The following is an 18550-nucleotide window of genomic DNA, read 5'->3' on the forward strand; positions in this document are numbered from 1 at the left end:
CACCCTGGACGTCACGGTGGCATGCCGGACAGCGGTTCCACCGTCGTAGCCGCGGTGGAACCGCTCCGAGGTCGGCGCAAGTGTTCCCGCAGCCACCGCTCGGTGCTGTTGACGTGCATGAGCGCGGCTGCCTGGCTGAGAGAGGCGTCGCCGATGGCCAATGCTTCATAGATGGCTTCATGCTCGGCCAGGGTCCGTCCAGCGGCCTGGGAATCGACAAGTCCGCGCCAGATGCGGGCGCGCAGAGTGCGGCCCGAGATCCCGTCCAGGATGGTCAGGAGTGTTTCGTTCGCGGTGGCCGAGACGACAGCGCGGTGGAAAGCCGCGTCATGGAAGTTCAGCAACTCGACGTCCTCGTGCGCCTCTCGCATCGCGTCCAGGTGCCGCTTCACCTCGGTGAGAGCTGTGTCCGACATACGAGTGGCGGCCAGCGCGGCGGCAGCGGGCTCGAGCAACCGTCGTACTTCCATCAGATCCAGCAGTGCACCCGAGTCGCCTTGGAGCAGTTCCACCGCGCCGCCGAGGCCTTCGAGCAGCACGCTGGGCTGAAGACTGGTGACATAGGTGCCGTCGCCGCGTCGCACCTCCAAGACCCTCGCCACGGCCAGGGCCTTGACTGCCTCGCGAGCCAGGTTGCGGGACAGGCCCAACTGGCCGGCCAGATCCGGTTCCGGCGGCAGTTTCGACCCGGGAGGCAGTGCTCCCGTTCGAATGAGCTCCCGGATCTGTTCGATGGCTCTGTCCGTCAGGGACAAATGGAACTCCTTGCCTCGACGGCGTCAACGGGTATGTCCGCTTTGGTCAGCCCTTGGAGACGCGGACCGGCCCAGAATTCCACAAGTAGACACTGAGGTGGAGTTCCTCGTCCTGCGTGATCTGTTTCCGATTCCGCATGCCAACGGTGACGTTGATGATAACCGCGCGTTTGGACGGAAAAGCGACGGCGTCGATGGCAAGGTCGTGCAGTGCTTCGCGCAGGTCCGAGCCGGCGTTGGTCCGCGCTCCGATCGGGCGTACGGCAACGTGCATACATGGAATGTCTGTCGCGTGATGAAAGCCGTCATATCAGTTCATCACGACCAAAACGCCGTTCTGTGAAAGGCTTTTCATCCCTGCAAAGCCGTTGACACCAGCGGGTCACATGCTCGAACTTCATGTGTAACACCTGGCGCTTGAGACCCGTGCGTATGGCGCCTTCCGTGCCCACCCAGCTTCTCGGCTTTCTCCGCGCACTTTGTCCTGGCGCGACCGGTCTCTTCCACACCACATGGAACTGGGAGTGTGAGCATGTCTTCTGGAAGACTGTCCCGGCGGACGCTATTGGGCGCCGCAGGTGTCGCGGTAGCGGCGACCGGACTGCCGGTGCTGCCGGCCTTGTCCGGCCTGGTGGCCGAAGCGGTGGCGGCCGGCCCGCAGACCAATCTGAGCAACTTGGTGAACATGCGGTTCGGCATGTTCAACCACTTCAACATGGGCACGTTCACCAATGAGGAGTGGGCCGCGCCCAACCAGAACCCGAAGCTGTTCGCCCCGTCGGCGGTGGACTGCGCGCAGTGGGCGGCGGCGGCCGCGGCGGCGAAGATGAGCTACGGGGTGCTGACGACCAAGCACCACGACGGGTTCTGCCTGTGGCCGACCGCGTACAACGACTACAACGTCGCGAACAGCTCCTATCCGCAGGACATCGTCGCCCAGTACGTCACGGCATTCCGAGCCAAAGGCCTGAAGGTGGGCCTGTACTTCTCGATCTGGGACCGCAGTTACACCGTGCAGGCCTACGACACCCGTCACGGCGTGGCCGCGGACCAGGTGATCCAGCCGGCCGATCTGACGTACATCCTGAACCAGATCACCGAACTGCTGACCAACTACGGCGCCATCGACATGTTCGTCACTGACGGCTACGCGTGGCAGATGGGTCAGTCAGCTGTCTCCTACCAGCGCATCCGGAAGCACGTGAAGTCGCTCCAGCCGGACATTGTCATGATCGACCACGGCGGGCTGTCGGTGCCCTTCCTCGGGGACGCGATCTACTTCGAGGAGCCGTTGGGCGTCACCTCCCCTGCCGGCAACACCTATGCGTCCCTGCAGGGCCAGACCATCAGCGACGGATGGTTCTGGCATCCCTCCACGCCGACCACCGACCCGTTGAGCAAGGCGTCGATCCTGTCCCATCTGGCGGATCTGGAACCGAAGTACACCTCGTTCATCCTCAACTGCCCGCCCGCCCGCGACGGTCTCCTGGACACGAACATCGTGACGCGGCTCTCCGAGGTCGGAGCAGCCTGGAGCCCCGACACCTCACGGGCGGCGCTCCCGACGCAGATGCTGCGCGCGGAACATCCGGTGACGCCGGTCAGTGCCTACGCGACCGGTTTCCACACCGGAGAAGGGCCGATGAACGCGATCGACGGGCTGAGCGACAAGGGTTTCGAGACCTGTTGGTCGACCTGGAGCCTGTCACTCCCGCAAGCGATCACCATCGACCTCGGCGGAGTGTGGAGCGATATCTCGACTCTGGAGTACCTGCCCAAGCAGTGGAGCCGCACCGGGAACACGGACGGGGACATCACTTCCTACACCATCTACACCAGTACCGACGGCGCGACGTTCACCCAGGTCGCGACCGGTACGTGGACAGGAGACCGCGCCACCAAAGTGGCCGAGTGGCCCGCCCGGCGCGTGGGGTACGTGCGGATCCAGGCCGATGCCGGGACCGGCGGCTACGCCAACGTCGGCGGGGTCAGAATCGGCGGCAGGACCGCCAAGCCGGTTCTGCAGTCGCGGGTCCTGCCCGGCGACACGACGGTCTACCGTCTGGTGAACCGCAGGAGCGGCGAGGTGGCCGACGTCTACAACTTCGGTACCGCGAACGGGAGCAACGTCCAGCAGTGGCCCTGGCTGAACAACACGGCACAGCAGTGGACCTTCATATCCACCGGCGATGGCTACTACAAGATCAAGAACGTCAACAGCGGAAAGCTGATGGAAGTGGCCGGCCTCTCCCGCGACGACGGCGGCAACGTAGGTATCTGGTCGGACGACAGTGTGCCGCAGCAGCACTGGGCCGTGACTCCCGCCGGCGACGGCTACTACTACCTGACCAACCGCTTGAGCGGACTTTCGCTCAACGTCGACGGCGGGTCCACTGAGGACGGGGCCAACGTCGATCAGTGGACCTACAACCGAGCCCCCCAGGAACAGTGGCAGATCCTCGCCCTATGACGAGCCGGCTCGCTCAAGGCAGGGGGGGGCGAGGGCCGGTCGCCCTGCGTCGGTCAAATCGACCTGGGAGGGGGCGAGTTGTCGTCACCCGATGGGCATCACTGGATGGTCCAGAGCTGGTTGGTCTGGTTCAGCGGTGTCCACTGGCCGAGCGCGGTCCCTCCGGTGGTCGAGTTACCAGGCACCTCCAGGGCCTGTCGGCTCTCGAAGTTGCGCATGACGTATCCGTTGCTGGTCGGTTCGAAGTACCAGAGCTGGTTGTTGCCGCCGTTGTAGGTCTTCTGGACCAGGGCCGCGCCCTTGGCGTGGGAGCCGTCGGAGATGTCGAGGACCTTGCCGCTGTTCCGGTTGACGATCTTGTAGAGGTTGCCGCTGACCCGCACGATGTTCCACTGCTGGTTGGTGCCCGAGTTGCTCTGCCACTGGACCACGCTCGCGTTGTCCGCGGTCGATGCTTGGTAGACATCGGCAAGCAGGCCGCTGTTGACGTTCTTGATCGTGTAGTACGTCGACGCGTTGAAGGATGGTGTGGTGGGCGAATTCTCCAGCGCGCCGCCTGCCTGCTGGACGCCGAAGTCGCCGATGTAGAAGTAGCCGCCGTCGGTTTTGGCGACGCGCACGTACCGGAACTTCTGGCGTGCGTCGATCTTGGCCGTCAGCGTCGCGTTGTAGGGGAGGATCGTGGCGTCCTGCCGTCCCAGCACCGTGTAGTCGGCGAACGTGGGGTCGTTGGAGCCGCGTATCTCGAAGTCGCCGCGGGTCGCGGGCTGGTCGATGTCCTGGCGGGTGGTGAACGAGTACTGGCCGAGTGCGTAGGCATCGCCGAGGTCGACCTGCCACCAGGCCGCGGCGTCGCTCCCCGTGGGAGACCAGCCGGTCGCGGGGTCGTTGTCGTTGGCCTTGGACGGTGCCCAGTTGGAGCCGTAGACGGACGATGCGGTGGTCGTTCTGCCGTAGGCGAGATCGATCTTCGCCGACAGTCCTCGGTAGGCCGGCTCAAGACCCGAGGCCTGCATCACCGAGACTCCGGTCGTCGTGTTGTTGGAGAGGGTGACGCTGGAGCCGTTGACGTTCTGGATGACGAAGTTGTCGGTGTGCGACAGGACGTTGTTCGCCACGGTCATGTTGTTGGAGCCCTCGTCGAGGTAGATGCCGCCCACGCCCGAGGAACACGCGGTGGGTGTGCGGACCACGTCGTGGACGTAGTTGTTGTTGATCACCGTCCCGGGGTCGTTGGAGAGGTGGTAGATGCCCGCGGTGTCGCACAGTTGGTTCACGACGTTGCCGATGCGGTTGTAACTGATGGAGTTGTCGCCCTCCGCGTTGGTGGCGGACTGCCAGCCCCAGCCCAGGGAGATCCCGGCCCAGGGGGAGTCGGAGATGTCGTTGTGGTCGATGGTGGTGCCGTGCACGAAGCCCGCGTTGATGCCCGCGGTGCCGAGATAGTCCTGACCGGTGCGGTTGATCAGGTTGTTGGTGACGGTGACCCCGCTGACGACCTCGCGGGCGTCCTCACCCGCGGGTGAGGCGGGCGGGTTGTACACCGTGTGGTACTCGACGCCGGGATCCGAGAACTTGCCCACCACGATCCCGTTGCCCGCGATGTCCTGGACGACGTTTCCGGTGACTGCCGAGTTGTGGACGCCGTGGTGCAGGTCCAGGGCTGTCGAGCCCATCTTCGTGAAGGTGTTGCCGGTGAAGGACAGGTTGTCGGCGTTCGCGGCGTAGACACCGGCCGGCGGCCGGTTGACGTACTGCTTGTTGCTGGGGTCTGCGGAGATGTTGTAGTTGCCGCCCTGACCGTTGAGCAGGCCGTTGTCGCCGGCCTCGGTCCAGTTGGTCTGGGTGAAGGTGATGCCCGAGAACCGCAGGTTGTGGACGGGAGAGCCGAGGCTGTCTCCCTTGATGTCGAAGAGGGTCTCCAGGGTCGGGACCTGCACGGTGGCCGACGCCATGGTCTCGCCCGCCCGGGGGAGGTAGTAGAGCGTCTGCGCGTCCCTGTCGAGGTAGAACTCGCCGGGCTCGGTGAGGAACTCGTGGGCGTTCTCGAAGTGCAGGGGAGAGCCGTTGGACAGCAGCGGATACGGTCGCTGGAAGAGGATGCCCGCCTCGTGGTCCTGGATCGAGACGCTCGCCAGGCCGCCGCTCGTGGTGTACGACTTCAGCCGCAGGTAGTTCTCGGCCCACTGCAGTTGCAGCACCATCTCGACGCGGCTGAAGTGGTCCCAGTTCGCCACCTGGGAGCTGAGGACCTTCAGTACCTGGGCCGTCTTGTCGCTGCCCTGCAGTTGGAAGTGGGAGCCGACGTCCGGGTAGCGGGCGCGCGTGGCCCGCACGCCGTTGACGTACAGCTGCCGGAAGTCGAGGTCGCCGACCGATGCCTTGTACTGGCCGTTGCCGGCCGATGTCCAGCCGGTGATGGACCTGGCGCTGGAGACGACCGGGGTCTCCGAGCCGTACGCCCTGTAGATGACGTTGTGGCCGTTGGTTCCCGAGTCGGCGCTGGTGAAGTCGACCGGGCTGGTGAGGGGGTAGGTGCCCCCGCGCAGATTCACGACGATGTCCCCGGACATGGCCGAGTTCACCGTACGCACCACGTCGCGTGCCTTGGCGATCGTCTTGAAGGCCGCTGATGTGCTGGTTCCCGAGTTGCTGTCACTGCCGTTGGTGGGGTCTACGTAGAAGCTGGTGTCTGCCGCGTGCGCCGCCTGTGCGGGCAGGACGACGGCTGTTGCCACCAGCAGCGTCTGCAACAGTCCCACGATGAGCCGTGCGGGTCTCATGCTGTTGTTCTCCTTACCTCGTTGCGCAGTGCGTCGCGGGAAGTCCCGCACGTCGCCTGCGTTCTAGGAGGGGCGGTCGGTGCCCGGGTCGCCGAGATGCCAGATCGTGATGGCGGAAGATGCTGTAGTTGCGTACGTGGGCGCGGCGCAGCGCGGCTTCGACGGCGGGCCAGACAGTGGCGTGCAGGGCGAGGTGGTCCTTGCGCCGTTCCGGGCGGAGCCTGATGGTCTGGGCGATCCTCTTCACTCCCCGGCCTCCCCGCCGAGAAGGAAGGCGCCGGACCCCCCGGGCGCATCCGCGGAGAACGGCGTGCGGTAGCTGGGTGTCCGCGTACGCAGGCTCAGCCGGAGCGTGAGCCGTGTGCGGGTGGAGGCGGGCAGCACGACGGTGAGCAGGTTGCTGCCGACGGGCGCTTCCACCTCGGCGACGGTCGGCTCACCGTGGCCGTAGTCGTACATGTCCCCGACCCACGAGTCGTCGTCGCATGTCGTGTAGCGCACTGAGGTGATCGTGTGTTCGGCGAAGGCACCGGCCTGGACGACGACCGTCCGGGCATGTTCGGCGGAGAGGTTGACCAACTCGACGACGGTGGCCTCAGGGGCGATCGAGGTCACCAGGGCAGCCACCTCGGGCGGCAGTCCCGCGCGGCGCGCCTCGCCGTCGTAGTAGCGCACCCGCGCCTGCTGCAGGCCGCCGTTGTAGAGGACCTGGGGACCGCCCCACGTCAGCTGTACGAGCGCCTCGGTGACCACGGGGTTCGACTGCTGCCACACGTGGATGTCCTCCTCGGCCACGTCCAGATCGCGGTAGCGGTCCATGCGGGAGAGACGGTGGCGGACCTGCGCCTGGGCTGCGGCGAGGATCCGTTCCGGGTAGCCGGGATCGTCGCCGGCGAGGAAGGCGAACCACGCCTCTTCGTGCCCGGACTCCTCCTTGGCCCGAAAGGCCCGCACGCCACGCCAGTCGAGTCCGCTGGCAACGCGCAGTCCCTCCAGGCGGGCCCGGTCGGCCGGAGCGGCCGTGTGGTGCCACAGCGCCACCGGCACGGCGGGGGTGACGGGGTTGTGGTCGAACCATCCGGAGTCGTTGTGGCGGAAGGGGATGTGCAGTGTGGGTGTGAAGATGTCCGGACCGAGTTGGGCGAGCCACTTCGCGGGGAGGCTGGAATCGGCTTCGGTGAAGGCCATCACCTTGCCGTGACCGATGAGGGTGTCGAGGCTGGTGGTGACCATGGAGAGGTACTCGTCGTCACCGGTGACCGTCGCCGCCGCGAGTGCCGCCACGCATGCCGCATGGCCCACACTGTGCCAGCCGTGCGGCCAGGACCAGCCGTAGTGCCCGCCGAACCAGCGCCCTTCGAGGAGGCCGCCGACCGTGCCGTCCGGGTCGACGTTGTCGGGTATCACGCCGCCGTTGGCCTTCGCACGCTCACGCCACGCGCCGACGTACTCGACGATCCAGTCGCGGTAGCGTGCCTCGCCCGACAGGATCCAGGCGTTGAGGACCAGTCCGGCCGCGGCGAGGTTGACCGCGGTGTCGCCGCTGCCCATGCGATCGCGCATCTGGCTACCGAGGCGCGGGTCAGCGGACAGCGGGGGTGCGGGGGCGTCGGCCGGCTGGATCCAGTCGAGCGGAAAGCCGTACAACTCGGCTTCCTGGGGCAGCCAGGGGTAGGAGTCGGTGTCGGACAGACCGCGCCGTTCCGGGTCGCTGCCGTTGTGCGGGCGCCGGATGATGCGGTGGGCGGGGTCGTAGTTGCCCTTCGCCGGATCGACGTACAACTCGGCGAAGCGCACGGCGCGTTGTGACCAGCGCTCGGGGGCCGCCATGCACAGGAAGTACAGCAGCAGCAGGCTCTCGCCCTGGTGGAACCAGTCGTAGCCGCGCTCGAACTCGTCGTGGAGCATGCCCAGTTCGGTCAGCTGCCGGGTGACGCCCTCCCAGTGCCTCTCGGCGGCGGGCAGCAAGTCGTCCGCACCGCCGAGCAGATACAGCTGCGGCCAGTTGAAGAACACCTCGTAGAAGTCGTCGACGCCGTCACGGGTGGTGAGCCGCCCGTTGTAGTTGAGGCGGCCGTCCGGGCCGGTGAACTCGCGCTCGAAACGGCGCCAGGCGTGGTCGAGCAGGTCGAACAGCGCGCGCTGTGCCGGCGCCCAGCCGGGAGGTTCGAGCAGGGGCACACTGGCTCGCACTCCGGCAGAGGACACCGGGCCGTCGGAGGAGGCGGTGTCCTCGCCGGCAGAACGATCGGCAGGACTGAAGGGCATGGGAACGTCTCCGTTCGGGAGGGGAAGGCAGCGGAAGCGCGCGAGGGTCGGCGGGACGGCGGTCCGCGTCTTCATTCCTTGGTGGCGCCGGCGAGCATTCCGGCGACCAGGAAGCGCTGCGAGAACAGGAATACGACCAGGACCGGAGTGATCGCGACCAAGGTGGCCAGGGCGAGTTGAGGCCGCTCGATGGCGAGGGATCCGACCGTCGGATTGAAGGAGGGCACGCTGCTGAGCAGCGTGCCGACACCCACCTGGACCGGCATCTGGTCGCTCTCGGGCAGCATCACGTAGGGCAGGAAGTAGTTGGTCCAGTTGGCCACGAAGCTGAAGAAGCCGACGAGGGCGACGACGGGCGATGCGAGAGGAAGGGCGATGTGCCGGAAGACCCCGAACTCGCTGCATCCGTCGATGCGGGCGGCCGCCAGCAGGTCCCGGGGCACCGCGGTGGTGAAGTAGATGTACGTCAGATACACCCCGAACGGGTAGAACGAGTACGGCAGAATGATCGACCACATCGTCCCGATGAGATGCACGGCGTTGAGCTCCAGGAACAGGGGGACCACCAGCGTCGCGTTCGGCATCAGCATCACGATCAGCGTGGCGACGAGCAGAGCGCGGCGTCCGCGGAACTCCGTCATCGCCAGCGCGTAACCGGCAGGCACGGCCACGCACAGCGTGATGACCAGGGAAATCCCCGCGTAGATCGCCGAGTTGCGCAGCCACAGCAGGATCGCGTTGTCCTGGAAGACGGTCAGCGCGTGCCAGTTGGCCTTGAGCGCGTGCCAGGAGCCGAAGGAGAGCGGGTTGCCGTGTACGAGCTGGTGGTCGGTCTTGGTGGCGGCCAGGACGAGCCAGAGCACGGGCAGGACGAAGAACACCGTGAACGCGACCAGTACGGCGGCCATCAGCGCCCGGGACGCGTAGCGCCGGGCGGGAGGGCGGCGGGAACGGGTGGGCCTGCGCAGCGGCTGGCTCGGGCTCACGCCGACTTTTCCGTGACGTGGACGCACACCGGGGTGCGTGGGGGTTTCACTCGGCATCGAAGAATCCCGACCGTGCGACGAAGAGGGCGGCGGCCGACAGACTCACGATCAGGAGCTCGACGGAGACGGCCGCGGCGCCGTTGATGTTGTTCATCTGAAAGGCGAAGTCGTACGACAACTGGTTGAGCGAGTAGTCGCGTCCCGCCACTCCCACGCTGGCCAGGGACAGCAGCTGTGGCTCGACGAAGAGCTGTGCGCCGCCCGCGAAGGCAAGGATCACCATGTAGACGATCCATTTGCGCAGCATGGGGATCTGCACCCGCCAGGCGGTCTGCCAGGCACCCGCCCCGTCGATGCGGGCGGCCTCCATCACGTCCTTGGGGATGTTGTTGAGCGCCCCGTAGATGACGACGATCCAGCCGCCCGCGCCGGTCCAGAACGCGATGATCGTGAACAGCAGCGGCAGGTGGCCGGGGGCGATGACTTCGCCGAACGTGTCGTATCCGAGGGCGTTCAGGAGGGAACTGACCGGGCTCACTGTGGGGTCGAGTATGAACAGCCACACCAGCACGCTCGCGGCGCCCGCGAGGGCACCGGGAATGTAGAAGAGGAATCTCAGGGCCTTCCCGGCGCCGTCGGAGGCGAGCCGGTGCAGCAGCAACGCGAGGCCGACCACGGTCACCACGAGCGAGACGAGCCAGAACAGCAGGTAGAGCCCGACGTGCCCGAGGGCCGGCACGAACCGGAAGTCCCGCATCGTGGTGACGAAGTTGTCGAAGCCGGTGAACGCGCCCTGGGCGTTGCTGAAGGCGAAGTAGACGGCATAGGCGGTCGGGACGACACCGAACGCGATCAGCAGTACGACGTAGGCGGCGACGAACGCGACACCCGCCCGGCTCTGCCGCCGGGCGCCGCGGGGATGCCGACCGACAGAGCCGACGGGGGAGTGGGTCACGGTCACTGCGCGACCTTGTATCCGTTGGACCGGGCGTACTTGACGATGGAGTCCTGCCAGGCGGGCAACAGCGAGACGATGGTCTTGCCCTGCGTCAGACCGGGCTTGACCGTCGCGGCCCAGATCGCTTCCTGGCTGAACTGACCTGAGCCCCAGCCCGGCCAGACCTCGGTGGAAGCGTCCTTCAGCACATGGATGTCCCCCGCGAAGTAGCCGGAGGCGTTCTGCTGTTTCAGCCAGGTCTCCGCCGCCGGGGCGTAGGCGGGGAAGCCGGGGGCGACCTTGCCCTGGTAGGCATCGTCCGTCGTGACCCAGGTGAGGAAGTCGGTGGCTGCTTTGATGTGTTCGGAGTGCTGGGAGAGCAGCCAGGTACCGCCGCCCACGTTGCCGGTGGACGGTGAGGTCTCACCGCTCCACTGGGGTATGGGCGCCGCCGCGATCTGCTTGGCCGGGGTCTTGAAGGTTTCCTTGAACAGCGCGCCGCCGTACCAGGAGGGGCCGGGCATCATCAGCACCCTGTCGGCCTTGTTCTTGCCGAAGTCGGTGCTGAAGACCCCGCTGATGGACATGGACTTCTTCTTGATCAGTACGTCCATGAGCTCGGCCATCTTCGTGCACTCGGCGCTGGTGGTGTTCACGGAGACGGACTTGGCGCCGGTGATGTGGTTGGCGCCGCACTTGCCGGCCCACAGGTAGATCTCCGGAGTGAAGGAGTCGCCGGCGTCGCCGACCAGGTATCCGGGGTGCTCGGCGGCCACCTTCTCGCCGAGCTGCTGGTACTTCTCCCAGGTCGTGGGCACCGTGTAGCCGAACTGCTTCATCAGCGGGGCGTTGTACCAGAGCACGGCCTGGGAGAGGTCGTTGCGCAGGCAGTAGGCCGTGCCACCCACTGTGCAGACGTCGTTGGCGCCCTCGGCGAACTTCCCGAGGGTCTGCGCCGGGACGAGGCCCTTGTCCAAGGGGGCCGCGAAGTTGGCGTCGACCGCCCAGGTCACCTCGTTGTTCTGCGAGCTGAAGACGACGTCCGGCCAGCCCTTGCCGGTGCGGTTGAAGAGCTGGACCTTCGTCTGCAGGTAGTTCGATCCGTTGGCGTCGCCGTCGTAGGTGACGATGTCGAGCTTCACGTCGGGGTGGAGCTTCTGGTAGAGCTTCGCGGCAGCCAGCCGGGTCGAGTCCACCCAGACGGTCAGGGCCCCGTCCCTCTGCGGCACCTGGTTGAAGCCGTCCTTGCTGTTCGTGCTCGCGGCCCCGCCCCCGCAGGCCGTGGCGGTCGCGATCACGACGGCCACGCACCCCGCGAGGAGAACCGATCGCCGTTCGGCCAGCGCTCTGCTTCGGACAACGGACTGCTTCATCGCGGTCATGAGCGACTCCATTACGTGGCTGGCGTCCAGAGGGTCATCGCTCGAAATTAGGCGCCTTATATGCGTTCGGGTCAAGAAGATGTGCAGTCAAAAAATTGGCTTCCCTGACCACGTAGTCCGCTGATCTGTACCGATTAGTCAGTTATGTGGCTGAATATGCGATGAGAAACAGTGAGCAGTTGCCGGGAGCTCCACAAGATAAGTACGATTCATTTGGTTGGGTGAGGTGTTCAGTAGAGTGACTTCGACGGGATGGGCTCGCTCTGTGAGACCAGCGATGGGGGTAAGCAGATGAACGACACGTCCACGACCGGGACCTCGTCGGTGTCCAACGCGGTGACGCCTTTGGGCGGAGGGGCGGCCGCGGGGCGCGACTACCGTCCGGGCTATGAGCTCGTCGCGGAGCGGATCCTGGAGTTCATTGCCGAGTCAGGGCTGGTCCCCGGCGACCGAATGCCGACAGAGAACGATCTGGCCGGGCGGCTGGGCACCAGCAGGGCGGTGGTGCGCGAGGCCGTCAAGATCCTTTCTGCCCTCGGGCGGATCCGAGCGCACAAGGGCCGGGGTCTCTTCGTCTCGGACGACGAGGGCATGCTCAGTGCCAGTCGCTGGGGTGGGTTCTTCCGACCTACCGACCTGGACCACATCTTCATGCTGTTCCAGTTCCGCAGGATCCAGGAGATGGCCGCGGCCAGCATTGCGGCGACGAGTGCGACCCCTGCCGAGCTCCGGGCGATGGAAGTGGCCGTGGAGACGTGTCGTCACGGATTCGTCCAAGGACGGGTCGACGTGTTCAACCAGGCTGACGACGACTTCCATGCCGCAGTCGCGGCAGCCTCCCACAACAGCTTCCTGGTCGACGCCGTGCGCGACGCTCGTCGGCTGCAGAGACAGTCCAGTGCCCTCGGTATCCATGACACGCTGACTGCACAGTCCGAGGCTGCCGTCGAGGAGCACGCCGCCATCTACGAAGCCGTACGTGACGGCCGGTCGGAAGCCGCGGCCCAGGCCACCGCCGTGCATCTCGACAGGACGCTCGAGGATTACCGTCAGGAAATCAAGCGGAGGGTCTTCGGGTAGGGGGCGGGCCAAGCGCCGCTGGTCAGGGTGTTGTCGACACTGCCGTCGGCAACGACTTGGGTGGGTAGCTGCGCAGGACGAGCGAGGTGGTGACCGGTCCGTATCGGGCGAGGGAGTCCACGACCTGCTCAGAAGGCCCGCCATGCTTCCGAGAACTGTCACCGGGCGATGTTCGAGCTGCTGGTTGCTGCGCCGGGCGACGGCGACCGTGGAGATCGTGGTGTTCGCCTCGCGCGGCCACTGAACAGCGCGACGCCGACTTGCTGTTCCGAGTGGGATGAACGCGCAAGAGACTGTGCTGGTCGCGGACTGGGGTGGAACCGACTATTCGTGGAGCGACCCGCTCGTCCTCGGCCTCACAGGCGCGGGTGTTGGATCCTGGGCCCTGTTCTTCTACTCGCAGAGCCGGGTGGCCGAACCGATCATCCCGCTGCGCCTGTTCCGCAGCTCCATCTTCGACATCGCCACCCTCATCGGCATGATCGTGATCGGCGTCGGCATGTTCGCGGTCGTCAGCTACATGCCCACGTACTTGCAGATGGTCTACGGCGTCACCGCCGCGCAGTCCGGGTGGCTGTTGCTGCCGATGGTGGTCGGCCTGATGGGCGCGAGCCTGCCGGTCGGCCTGCGGATGAGCCGGACCGGCCGCTACAGGATCTATCCGATCGCCGGTTCGCTCGTCATCGCCGTCACGGCCCTGATGCTCTCCACTCTCCAGGTGGACACGCCTCTCGCCCTGATCTGCGGTTACCTCTTCCTGATGGGCGTGGGCATCGGCCTCATGTCCCAGACCCTCGTCCTGGCCGTCCAGAACGCCTTCCCCGCCGCCGACGTGGGCACCGCGACCTCCGCCAACAACTTCTTCCGGGAGATCGGCGCGACGGTCGGGAACGCCGCGGTCGGCGCGATCTTCACCAGCCGGCTGACCGACCAACTCGGCACCCGGCTGTCTTCGACCGGCCGCACGACAGTCGGCGACACGGAGTCCCTGACCCCCGCACTCGTCCATGCTCTGCCGACTCGGGTTCAGGACGCCGTAGTTGAGGCCTACCAGCACGCCCTGGCACCGGTCTTCGCCTACCTGGTCCCGCTGTTCCTCGTCGGTGCCGTGCTCGCCGTCGTGCTTCCCGAGAAGCTGCTCGCCGGCGGCGACACCGGCGGATCAGGCGGGGAGACACCGGGGCGCGCGCCCGACGGACGTTGAAAAAAGGCGAGTTGTGCGGACGGACGACACCTCATCGGGGTTTCTCTGCGGCCGGGCATCGTGCAGCGTGACGAGTCGCCGCCGCAAAAGATCCGGCGGCGACGGCCAGTTTGTGCACGCTGCCGTTGGACTGTCCGTTCGGACCGGGGGCGTCGGCGTACGCCACATACAGTTCGTCGGCGCGGGCGTCGTACGCGGCCCGCATGGGCATCTTGGCCGTCGGTCCGGCCGTCCTCGTTGGAGCGAGCTTCACTTTGAGGTCGGTGCGGGTCCGCGGTGTGTGACCGCCGGGATCCGTTCCTCGACCCTGTCGAGGAACGGATCCCGGCGGATCCCGCGCCCCACAGGCGGCGGGATCGTCCGGGAGCGGTCAGCAGGCGGAGTTGGTCTGTGTCAGCAGTCCGAGCCGCCACGGCAGAGTGTCGTAGTCGCCGCTCGCGCTGGGGTCGTGGCCCTGGTAGAGGTACTGGAGCTTGCAGGCGGGGATGGTCAGCGTCTGGTCGTAGCCGGCGCGGATCATCTCACCGTGGCTGATGTCCTTCGTCCAGGTCCCGGCGAGGAAGGCGACGTTGCTCGCCCGGGCGAACGGGTTGCTCTCGGAGGCGGCCAGCGTGGTCCACGAGCCCGCGAGGCTGCTGGAGGTCCAGGACCGGAAATAGCGTCGTCCGTCCGATCCGATGGCCTCGACGAGGAGCAGGTACTGGTTGCTGCCTTGCACCTTGTACACGTTGCTCGCCTCGAAGAGGGCGTACTTGTTGGTGTCCTGTGCGGCGATGACGGTGTTGGTGAAACCGTTGGGGAACTGCGAGGCGGACGTCTGGGAGCGGTACAGGTGCCCGTTGTCGTCCGAGGAGAACAGGTAGCAGTTGGTGCTGTCGCAGATCACCCACATGTCGACCCAGTACCCGTTGCCGATGTTCTGCGCGATGATCGCAGGCATCGAGGAGTAGAAGTTCCGCGGGGCGCTCCAGCCGTTGGGATTGCTGATGTCCGCGTTGGTCGAGTACGAGGCGTTCCCGGTCTGGTAGACGAGGTACCACAGGCGCTGTGGCGCGTAGTAGAACACCTGCGGAGCCGCGCGGTATCCCGTGCCGATGGCGCTGCGGTCGAGGTAGTAGTGGGTGGCGGAGCCCGCCTGGGACCAGTCGCTGAAGCTCAGGTACACGAGGTTGTACCCGGAGGCGCTCGCCGTGCTGGCGAACACGTGGTACTTGCCGTTGTAGTAGACGACCGACGGGTCCTTGATGCCGGCGATGTTGTGCGTCGCGTCCGACTTCGGGGCGGGTGCGGGTGCGGGTGCGGGTGCGATGTGTGACGCGGTGCGCACGCCGGGGCGGGACGTCCCACGTGCCCAGGCGCGCTGTCCAGATGTCGGTCATCGATCGACTCGAAACAATCGCTCGGCAGTCCGACTGAACAGGCCGCGGTTGTGAGGGCCGAGCGGTCAGGGTTCTGACGGCAGTGAAGCCCGGGTTCGGGAATCCCTGCGGGCCCCGGCAGACGCGGGTGAGGGTTTTGACGCCGTACCCGAGGCGTCGGGCGGAGTCCTCGGCCTTGTGGGTGTCGGCGTAGGAGCGCTCCAGTTCGGAGCGGAACCGGGCGTAGACCTCTCAGCTCGCCTGCGGGCCGGTCGCGCCCAGGATCCGTATGCGCCGGTTCGTGTGCTCGATCACCGCGAGCACGTACGGCCGTGCTCCGGACACCCGCGGCAGCCGCTCCCACCTGCATGGATGAGGTTCGGCAAGGGGATCACCGCGCCTCGTCGCTGCGCGAAGACAAGGGCGCCCAGGTGTACTGGATGCGCACTCCGTGGTCGTGGAGCCAGGTGGTCTCGCGGTTCCGGAGTTCGTGCGCGGACTCCGGGGCGATGGCGCTGGGCCAGCGGACGAGTACCGCGATGACGTGGCCTGTCTGTACCAGCTCCCTCACCCGCTGCCACCCTCTGCGCTGGGCCGGGTCGGGCTCACCGTACGTGTCGGTGACGACCTCGGCGATCGTCAGTCCGCGCTCCTGGGCGAACGCGTGGCCCTCCGTCTGTGCGCACAGCGTGGCCGCCCCGCGCGCACCCGGGGCTCGGTCCGCGCATACGTACAGCACGACGGGAGAAGCGGTTTCGCTGTGGGGGGCCATGGGCGCCTTCTGTAGGTCGATCGAGGAGAAGGGGTTCCTCGCCGCGTGAAGGGGGACGTAGCGGGGCCGTGCGGTGCCGACGGCGGTCTCTGCCGTCGGACGGCGGGAACCGGCCTGCTGCGCAGCAGGCCGGGCCTGGCCACGCCGCATCCGGGCCGTCGTTGCCGGGGTTGACGCCACATTCCGCGCCGGCCGGTGCCCATGGCGTCAGGGGCCGGCCGTCAGCTCCGGGCCGGATGCTGCGTCAGAGCTGTGGCTTGACCGCTCACATGTCAACTATGCGCGTGATCGTGCTCCCGCTGCAACCGACTCCCTGATAATTTCAGAAGTCGGATATCACCCTGGCGTGGTCATCAAGTCACTGCAAGAATGGTGTTGTTGATGATCCTTCAGGAGGTTCGGCGTGGGTGAAGCCCATTCCGGGACCAGTGCGCCGACGGTCCTGCGCATGGTCCTCGGCCGCCGGCTGCGGGACATGCGGCTCGGTGCCGGTGTCTCGCTGGAGGACGCGGCAAAAGCACTGCGCGTGAAGACTCTGACGATCCGTCGGCTGGAAAAGGCCGAGGTCGCGCTGAAGCCTCTCTACGTGGAGAAGCTCCTGGAGACCTTCGGCGCGGACCGCCAGGAGATCGACGAGTTCGTCGACCTGGCCGAGCAGGCCAACGAGCCCGGGTGGTGGCACTCCTACCGCGACGTCGTCCCCAGCTGGTTCACTGCCTACGTCAGCCTGGAGACCAGCGCCAAGACCCTGCGCACCTATGAACCCCAGTACGTCACCGGCCTCCTGCAGACTCCCGACTACGCGCGCGCCGTGCTGCGCGGCGGGCTGCCGAACGGCGACGAGGAGGAGCTCGCGCGCCGCGTGGAGCTGCGGCTGCGCCGCCAGAGCCTGCTGGAGCGGGAGGACGCCCCCACGTTGTGGGTGGTCATGGAGGAAGCCGTCCTGCACCGGGCGGTGGGCAGCCCTGACGTGATGCGGGAGCAGATCGAGCGGCTCCTGGACGTGTCCCAGCTCGCGCATGTCAGCCTGGACATCGTGTCCTTCGCCGCGGGTGCGCACGTCGGGGCGTGTGCTCCCTTCACGTATTTCCGGTTCGAGGAACCCGAGCTGCCCGACATCGTCTACAGCGAACTCCTGTCCGCCTCCGTCTACCTGGACCAGCGCGCGGACGTCGTCGCCCATCTCGAGGCGCATTCCCGTATGGCGCTGCTGACGTCGTCCGAGGACAGCAGGGCGCTCTTGAACCGCATGCGCAAGGAGTACTCATGACGATCACCGACGAGGGCATCCGCAACGGGATGCCGGCCCACAGTCTCGGGGAACAGGGCTGGGAGCGGCCCTGGCGGGCCGAACGGTGGTCAGTGCGTCGAGGCGAAACAACTCGCCGACGGCCGCGAGGCCGTACGGCGGTCGACCGACCCGGCCGGACCGGCGAGATCTACCCGCCGGAGGAGACCGCCGCGTTCATCCGCGGGGTCAAGGAGGGCCTGGCTGATCACTTGGCCGCCGGGTGAACCGGCGGCGGTCAGAAGGGACAACGACACCGGTCCCGTTCCTGGCCTGCGGGCCGATGAACACACGCATGAAAGGGAGAACATGACCACCAGTCAGGCCAGCCGGAATCTCGACACGAGCAGGGCGCACTCGGCCCGGATGTACGACTACTTCCTCGGCGGCAAGGACCACTTCGAGGTCGACAAGGAGGCCGCCCTGGTCGCCGCCAAGGCCCACCCCGGCCTCCCCGTGACCGCGCGCGAGAACCGTGCGTTCATGCACCGGGCCACCCGCGTGCTGGCGCAGGAGCACGGCATCCGCCAGTGGCTCGACATCGGCACGGGCATCCCGACCGAGCCCAACCTGCACCAGGTCGCCCAGTCCGTCGCGGTCGACGCCCGCGTCGTGTACGCCGACAACGACCCCCTCGTCCTCAAGTACGCCGAACGCCTCATGCGCAGCACGACGCAGGGACGCACGGCCTACGTCGAAGCCGACGTCACCGACCCCGATGCGCTGATGAGCGCCGTGGAGGACTCCGACATCCTGGACTTCGACCAGCCCATCGCCCTCTCCCTCAACGCGCTCATGCACTTCGTCACAGACCCGCACGACCCGTACGCCATCGTCCACCGGCTGCTCGACCCGCTGCCGACGGGCAGCGCCCTCGCCATGAACCACTGCACGCCCGACTTCGATCCCGTCACCTGGAACAAGGTCGCGGAGGCCTACACCAACTCCGGGTCTCCGGTGCAGTTCCGTTCGCACAGCGACGTCCGCCGTTTCTTCGACGGGCTCGACCTGATCGAACCCGGCATCGTCTGCTGCCACCGCTGGCGGCCCGCCGGACCCGCCGACGGTGCGGAGATCGCGGACGCCGAGATCAGCCTGTTGGCGGGCGTGGGCATCAAACGCTGACCGGGGTCGGGCCGACAGTCCGGCCGGCTGGGCACCCGCGCCCGCAAGGTAGTTGACCAGGGAGAGCTGTGGGAGCCCGAGACTCACGAGGTTGTCCTCGAGGGCAGCGCGTGGTTCCGCGGGCCCCTGGGCGAGCCGTATC

The 18550-nt window shown here is 66.8% G+C and carries 13 protein-coding genes and 3 pseudogenes; 7 read left to right on the forward strand and 9 right to left on the reverse strand.

The annotated features are described in order from the left end of the window. Positions 1–11 precede the first annotated feature (11 nt). Positions 12–755, reverse strand: a complete 744-nt coding sequence (locus ACWDGI_RS30590) for a FadR/GntR family transcriptional regulator (RefSeq protein ID WP_450764482.1) — start codon at positions 753–755, stop codon at positions 12–14. 97 nt (positions 756–852) lie between these two features. Between ACWDGI_RS30590 and ACWDGI_RS30595 the strand changes: the two genes are divergently transcribed. Together ACWDGI_RS30595 and ACWDGI_RS30600 are read left to right on the forward strand one after the other, a co-directional pair. Then, positions 853–1098, forward strand: coding sequence for a hypothetical protein (locus ACWDGI_RS30595; protein ID WP_450764484.1), 246 nt, complete (start codon positions 853–855; stop codon positions 1096–1098). 189 nt (positions 1099–1287) lie between these two features. Beyond that, positions 1288–3225: an alpha-L-fucosidase gene (locus tag ACWDGI_RS30600; RefSeq protein WP_450764486.1), complete on the forward strand. Its 1938-nt coding sequence runs from the start codon at positions 1288–1290 to the stop codon at positions 3223–3225. A gap of 98 nt (positions 3226–3323) precedes the next feature. On the opposite strand, the gene ACWDGI_RS30605 is transcribed toward ACWDGI_RS30600, so the two are convergent. The 6 genes and pseudogenes from ACWDGI_RS30605 to ACWDGI_RS30630 form a co-directional block, all read right to left on the reverse strand. Further along, positions 3324–6008 carry an RICIN domain-containing protein gene (locus ACWDGI_RS30605; RefSeq protein ID WP_450764487.1) on the reverse strand — a complete coding sequence of 895 codons (2685 nt, stop codon included), beginning with the start codon at positions 6006–6008 and terminating at the stop codon, positions 3324–3326. Positions 6009–6108: 100 nt separating this feature from the next. Further along, positions 6109–6255 (reverse strand): annotated as a pseudogene (locus tag ACWDGI_RS30610) (L-rhamnose mutarotase); the annotation flags it as partial. Next, complete coding sequence (locus ACWDGI_RS30615; RefSeq protein ID WP_450764489.1) at positions 6252–8276, reverse strand: hypothetical protein; 2025 nt, start codon at positions 8274–8276, stop codon at positions 6252–6254. The gene ACWDGI_RS30615 and the pseudogene ACWDGI_RS30610, both read right to left, overlap by 4 nt. Before the next feature lie 71 nt (positions 8277–8347). After that, complete coding sequence (locus tag ACWDGI_RS30620) at positions 8348–9184, reverse strand: carbohydrate ABC transporter permease (RefSeq protein ID WP_450764835.1); 837 nt, start codon at positions 9182–9184, stop codon at positions 8348–8350. Between the two features lie 124 nt (positions 9185–9308). After that, positions 9309–10223 carry a carbohydrate ABC transporter permease gene (locus ACWDGI_RS30625; protein WP_450764491.1) on the reverse strand — a complete coding sequence of 305 codons (915 nt, stop codon included), beginning with the start codon at positions 10221–10223 and terminating at the stop codon, positions 9309–9311. Then, the gene (locus tag ACWDGI_RS30630; protein WP_450764493.1) at positions 10220–11581 is read right to left on the reverse strand and encodes an ABC transporter substrate-binding protein; all 1362 of its coding nucleotides are present in this window, start codon (positions 11579–11581) and stop codon (positions 10220–10222) included. The genes ACWDGI_RS30625 and ACWDGI_RS30630 overlap by 4 nt, the downstream gene beginning before the upstream one ends. A gap of 291 nt (positions 11582–11872) precedes the next feature. Between ACWDGI_RS30630 and ACWDGI_RS30635 the strand changes: the two genes are divergently transcribed. Next, positions 11873–12661 carry a FadR/GntR family transcriptional regulator gene (locus ACWDGI_RS30635; RefSeq protein WP_450764495.1) on the forward strand — a complete coding sequence of 263 codons (789 nt, stop codon included), beginning with the start codon at positions 11873–11875 and terminating at the stop codon, positions 12659–12661. A 277-nt stretch (positions 12662–12938) separates the two neighbouring features. Continuing rightward, positions 12939–13865 (forward strand): MFS transporter, encoded by a 927-nt coding sequence (locus ACWDGI_RS30640; RefSeq protein ID WP_450764497.1) that lies wholly within the window; start codon positions 12939–12941, stop codon positions 13863–13865. Between the two features lie 370 nt (positions 13866–14235). Here the strand turns inward: ACWDGI_RS30640 and ACWDGI_RS30645 are convergent. Together ACWDGI_RS30645 and ACWDGI_RS30650 are read right to left on the reverse strand one after the other, a co-directional pair. After that, positions 14236–15147: pseudogene (locus tag ACWDGI_RS30645) on the reverse strand (non-reducing end alpha-L-arabinofuranosidase family hydrolase); the annotation flags it as partial. Between the two features lie 467 nt (positions 15148–15614). Next, entirely contained in the window at positions 15615–15995 is a 381-nt protein-coding gene (locus ACWDGI_RS30650) for a hypothetical protein (protein WP_450764499.1), read from the reverse strand. A gap of 403 nt (positions 15996–16398) precedes the next feature. Between ACWDGI_RS30650 and ACWDGI_RS30655 the strand changes: the two genes are divergently transcribed. The 3 genes and pseudogenes from ACWDGI_RS30655 (at position 16399) to ACWDGI_RS30665 (ending at position 18408) form a co-directional block, all read left to right on the forward strand. Continuing rightward, complete coding sequence (locus ACWDGI_RS30655; protein WP_450764501.1) at positions 16399–17265, forward strand: helix-turn-helix domain-containing protein; 867 nt, start codon at positions 16399–16401, stop codon at positions 17263–17265. Further along, a pseudogene (locus ACWDGI_RS30660) lies at positions 17262–17510 on the forward strand (DUF397 domain-containing protein). The gene ACWDGI_RS30655 and the pseudogene ACWDGI_RS30660 overlap by 4 nt, the downstream one beginning before the upstream one ends. Positions 17511–17592: 82 nt before the next feature. Beyond that, the gene (locus tag ACWDGI_RS30665) at positions 17593–18408 is read left to right on the forward strand and encodes an SAM-dependent methyltransferase (protein WP_450764503.1); all 816 of its coding nucleotides are present in this window, start codon (positions 17593–17595) and stop codon (positions 18406–18408) included. Positions 18409–18550 lie beyond the last annotated feature (142 nt).

The sequence above is a fragment of the Streptomyces sp. NPDC001220 genome, assembly GCF_053597895.1.

Bases quoted from the DNA above. Each gene is read 5' to 3' on its own strand.
- ACWDGI_RS30650 (WP_450764499.1), bottom strand. From the start codon at position 15,995: ATGGCCCCCCACAGCGAAACCGCTTCTCCCGTCGTGCTGTACGTATGC.
- ACWDGI_RS30640 (WP_450764497.1), top strand. From the start codon at position 12,939: ATGAACGCGCAAGAGACTGTGCTGGTCGCGGACTGGGGTGGAACCGAC.
- ACWDGI_RS30635 (WP_450764495.1), top strand. From the start codon at position 11,873: ATGAACGACACGTCCACGACCGGGACCTCGTCGGTGTCCAACGCGGTG.
- ACWDGI_RS30665 (WP_450764503.1), top strand. From the start codon at position 17,593: ATGACCACCAGTCAGGCCAGCCGGAATCTCGACACGAGCAGGGCGCAC.
- ACWDGI_RS30620 (WP_450764835.1), bottom strand. From the start codon at position 9,184: ATGGCCGCCGTACTGGTCGCGTTCACGGTGTTCTTCGTCCTGCCCGTG.
- ACWDGI_RS30615 (WP_450764489.1), bottom strand. From the start codon at position 8,276: ATGCCCTTCAGTCCTGCCGATCGTTCTGCCGGCGAGGACACCGCCTCC.
- ACWDGI_RS30605 (WP_450764487.1), bottom strand. From the start codon at position 6,008: ATGAGACCCGCACGGCTCATCGTGGGACTGTTGCAGACGCTGCTGGTG.
- ACWDGI_RS30630 (WP_450764493.1), bottom strand. From the start codon at position 11,581: ATGACCGCGATGAAGCAGTCCGTTGTCCGAAGCAGAGCGCTGGCCGAA.
- ACWDGI_RS30600 (WP_450764486.1), top strand. From the start codon at position 1,288: ATGTCTTCTGGAAGACTGTCCCGGCGGACGCTATTGGGCGCCGCAGGT.